General features: G+C 44.1%; 5 protein-coding genes. 3 read left to right on the top strand and 2 right to left on the bottom strand.

Translation table 11 applies throughout. The features are described from left to right. Together B4K20_RS15125 and ttcA are read left to right on the top strand one after the other, a co-directional pair. On the top strand, positions 1–650 hold a 650-nt coding region (locus B4K20_RS15125; RefSeq protein ID WP_289283546.1), incomplete at its 5' end, for a molybdopterin-binding protein. After that, positions 647–1,525, top strand: coding sequence for a tRNA 2-thiocytidine(32) synthetase TtcA (gene ttcA / locus B4K20_RS15120; RefSeq protein WP_286305353.1), 879 nt, complete (start codon positions 647–649; stop codon positions 1,523–1,525). The genes B4K20_RS15125 and ttcA, both read left to right, overlap by 4 nt. Before the next feature lie 262 nt (positions 1,526–1,787). Here ttcA and B4K20_RS15115 read toward each other — a convergent pair whose 3' ends face one another. Both B4K20_RS15115 and B4K20_RS15110 read right to left on the bottom strand, forming a co-directional pair. Continuing rightward, positions 1,788–2,171: a VOC family protein gene (locus tag B4K20_RS15115; RefSeq protein WP_289136552.1), complete on the bottom strand. Its 384-nt coding sequence runs from the start codon at positions 2,169–2,171 to the stop codon at positions 1,788–1,790. A gap of 76 nt (positions 2,172–2,247) precedes the next feature. Then, positions 2,248–3,129 (bottom strand): DMT family transporter, encoded by an 882-nt coding sequence (locus tag B4K20_RS15110; protein WP_289283545.1) that lies wholly within the window; start codon positions 3,127–3,129, stop codon positions 2,248–2,250. A gap of 73 nt (positions 3,130–3,202) precedes the next feature. Between B4K20_RS15110 and B4K20_RS15105 the strand changes: the two genes are divergently transcribed. Next, a partial coding sequence (locus tag B4K20_RS15105) for an aminotransferase class I/II-fold pyridoxal phosphate-dependent enzyme (RefSeq protein WP_289283544.1) occupies positions 3,203–3,953 on the top strand: 751 nt, incomplete at its 3' end.

Here is a 3,953-nt window from a genome sequence, read left to right as displayed (position 1 = left end):
TGGGTGAACACCTTGGTGATGGTCAGATCTATGACAGTAACCGCTATACCCTCTATGGCATGCTCAGTGAGCTCAATATTGATGTCATTGATATGGGCGTTATTCCAGATAATAGAGCCGCTTTAAAAATAGCTCTAGAGCAAGCGGCGGCGGACGCAGATGTTATTCTATCTTCTGGTGGTGTATCGGTAGGTGATGCCGATTATGTCAAAGACATGTTGGCTGAATTAGGCCAGGTCAATTTCTGGAAAATTGCTATGCGTCCAGGACGTCCTCTGGCATTTGGGCAAATTGGCGAAGCCATGTTTTTTGGTTTACCTGGTAATCCCGTGTCGGTGATGGTGACCTTTTATCAATTTGTGCAACCTGCCCTAAAACGTCTGGCGGGTGAATCAGACACACTCCCTATAATCATTGAAGTTCCGTGCGATAATGCGATAAAAAAACGCGCAGGGCGCTTTGAATTTCAGCGCGGCATCTTATTTAGAAACAATGAAGGTCAACTCAGAGTCAGCACAACCGGAGCCCAGGGCTCTGGCATTCTTCGCTCGATGAGCATGGCGAATTGTTTTATTTTACTTGAAGAAAACTGCGACGGACTCAGTGCCGGCAGTCTTGTTAACGTTCAACCCTTTGCAGGTCTGGTATGACAGAATCCACAACCGAACACACTCTGGTCAAACAACAGCGCGAGTTTAATAAACTGCGTAAACGCTTACGTCGCAACGTCGGTCAGGCCATCGCCGACTACAATATGATTCAGGACGGCGATAAAGTGATGGTCTGTTTATCTGGTGGTAAAGACAGCTATACCATGCTCGATATTCTGATTAATCTGAGAGATCATGCACCGATTAACTTTGAGCTTATCGCCGTGAACCTTGATCAGAAACAGCCTGGCTTTCCTGAGCACGTATTACCGGAATATTTATCATCGATTGGTGTGCCATTTCATATCATCGAAAAAGATACCTACAGCATCGTCAAAGAAGTCGTGCCTGAAGGTAAAACCACTTGCGGAATCTGCTCACGCCTACGTCGAGGCTCTTTATATGGCTATGCTCGACAAAATGGCATCACCAAAATCGCTCTGGGTCATCACCGTGATGACATTATTGAAACGCTGTTTCTGAATATGTTCTATGGCAGCAAAATAAAAGCCATGCCCCCAAAACTATTAAGTGATGATAAAACCAATATCGTTATTAGACCTTTAGCTTATGCGCAAGAATCAGATATTGCACGATATGCCGAAGCAATGAAGTTTCCCATTATACCGTGTAATTTATGTGGCTCTCAGGAAAATCTGCAACGTCAGGCTATTAAAACAATGTTGCAGGGCTGGGAGAAACAATTTCCCGGTAGGTTAGAAAATATCTTCCGCAGTATTCAGAATATTTCACCCTCACAAATGGGCGATTTAGATTTATTTAACTTTACCGATCTCGAGCAATTTAGACAGGAACCCACTGGGGAAGAAGATCGCTTTCAGGACGATATTCAGCAGCCTGCTTTGGCAAGATAGCCACAGACTTATCACCAGTTATAAGAAGTATTACAAAACCAATACAAGTATCATCGCTAAGTCATTGAATCTGGTTAACTTGAATATAAGTCATTGATTTATATAAACTTAACAAAATGGTCATTTTTTAACCAAAACCGTCAGCCTTGTTGCGTAAGAATGACTTAGCGATTTTCACAGAAGTTAATCACAGAGTTATCCACAGAAAATGTGAGTAACTCTGTAAGTCATTGATTGCTTCTCTAAGTCGTTATTTTTAGTTTTACTTCGGTGTAAAATCTTCTGCAAACTCTAATGCATTTCCATCTGGATCACGGCAGAAAAATGCGGCTCTGCCCGACTTGCTTCGAGAAAATTCATAACCCGCATTTTCCAGACGTTCACCCAAGGCTTCTAAATCATCGACTACTAACGCCAAGTGACGATCACGACCACCATGCGCGGGACGTCCTTCAGTAGAGTCAGGGTTGGGTAATACCATCAGATGAATCATCTGTCCTGTATCGCCGATATCTAACCAAGCACCGTCATAAGCAAACTCAGGCCTGCTGGGGTTAAGAGGCAGCTGTAATACGTCGCAATAAAAGCGTAAAGAAACGTCTAGGTCTTTTACTAGAAAACTGGCATGTGCTATCGATTTGATCATATTTCACCTGGATAAAAAACATTTAAAAGCCATAGCGTTAGTTTAACGTCAGGCGGTATGTGACACCAAATATAACTCAGGCTTTACCTTGCTTAGCCATACCGTAGGCAGCAATAAAAATAAGCGCTCCGCCTAACCACTCTGTTTGGCTCATTTGTTCACTAGTCAACCACCAGGCAGAAATAGCCGCCACCACCAGTTCAGATAACATCAAAATGGCTGAGCGAAAAACCGGCATTCTTGCCAGACCATATAACACGGCTATCGTCATCGCGGTAAAACAAAGACCACCAAAAACCATGACCGCCAGCCATAAATTGAGGCTGATGTCCGGTACACTTGATTGCTGTAGAACTAATACAAGCCCTGCCACCATAACCACGCCCCAGTAAACAATGGTGGTTTTGACTTCCATAGCCACATCAGCAAGTTTGCGACTTAATACGTTATTCACTGAAAACATAAATCCCGCAAACAAAGCTAACCAGTCAGCCATATCGTTTGGCCAGGGCAGACCTATTTCCGGGTGCCATAACATGATCATCGTGCCTGACATCGCCACAATGATCATCAGCATGGAAACTCGCGAAATTTTTTCGCCTAACCACCAACGACTCAACAACACTGACCAGAGTGGAGACAGATAGAAGAGCAACATGACACGCATCACTTCACCGTGAGTCAGTGCCACTAAGAAAGCAATATTTGTAACGCCTGCTGCGGCAGCAAGCGCCCAAAGACTGGGGGGCCAGTAACCTGAAAAATCTTTTTTCTGTTTGAACAACATGGCTGTGGCCACGATGGCGGCAGCAAAATACATGAGTAAAGTAGACCAAACGACAGGAAGGCCTTGTTGTTCGAGTAAGCGCATTGGATACCAAATCAATCCCCACATAGCTGAGGAAAATAAGATACCGAGTACAGCAAGATTAAATTGTTGGTTATTCGTATTTGTCATGGCACACCTTATAACACGAGATTGCTCCAACCCGTTATAATGGTCTGATTTTTTCACTCATTCATTTGGAATTATGAATCCAGAACTGGCAAAACTGCACCCCTATCCTTTCGAAAAGTTGGCTCAACTGAAACAAGGCTGTGTGCCACCTGAAGACAAGGCACATATTGCACTGTCGATAGGTGAACCCAAACACCCAACGCCAGGATTTATTACCGAAGCAGTCATCACCCATCTTCATGGACTGTCATCCTACCCCACCACCGCCGGTACGAATGAGCTGCGTCATGCCATAGCGACTTGGTTGAATGATAGATTCAATCTGGATGGCCATATCAACGCCATGACTCAGGTGCTTCCGGTAAATGGTACGCGTGAGGCTTTATTTGCGTTTGCTCAAGCAGTCATTGATCGCGACAAAGCACCATTAGTTTTAATGCCTAATCCGTTTTATCAAATTTATGAAGGTGCGGCTATTTTGGCAGGTGCAGAACCTTATTATATGAATTGTTCTGCCAGTAACGACTTTATTCCAGATTTTGATGCGATTAGTGCAGATACCTGGCAACGTTGTCAGTTAATCTATATCTGCAGCCCAGGCAATCCAACTGGCGCTGTCATTAATCAAGCGACTCTGACACGTTTAATTGAGTTGGCGCATCAGTATGATTTCGTGATTGCTTCTGATGAATGTTATTCCGAAATCTACCCCGATGAAACGAACCCGCCCGTCGGTTTATTAGAAGCAGCTTATGCGGCTGGTTATACTGATATGAGCCGTTGTGTGGTTTTTCATAGTCTGTCGAAACGTTCGAACGCCCCTG

The sequence above is a fragment of the Methylophaga sp. UBA5088 genome, assembly GCF_002414625.1.
Lineage (GTDB): Bacteria > Pseudomonadota > Gammaproteobacteria > Nitrosococcales > Methylophagaceae > Methylophaga > Methylophaga marina.
This window is presented reverse-complemented; position numbering and strand designations above follow the sequence as displayed.

Excerpts from the sequence above, each read along its gene's own strand:
- B4K20_RS15110 (WP_289283545.1), bottom strand. The coding sequence starts at position 3,129 with ATGACAAATACGAATAACCAACAATTTAATCTTGCTGTACTCGGTATC.
- ttcA (WP_286305353.1), top strand. The coding sequence starts at position 647 with ATGACAGAATCCACAACCGAACACACTCTGGTCAAACAACAGCGCGAG.
- B4K20_RS15115 (WP_289136552.1), bottom strand. The coding sequence starts at position 2,171 with ATGATCAAATCGATAGCACATGCCAGTTTTCTAGTAAAAGACCTAGAC.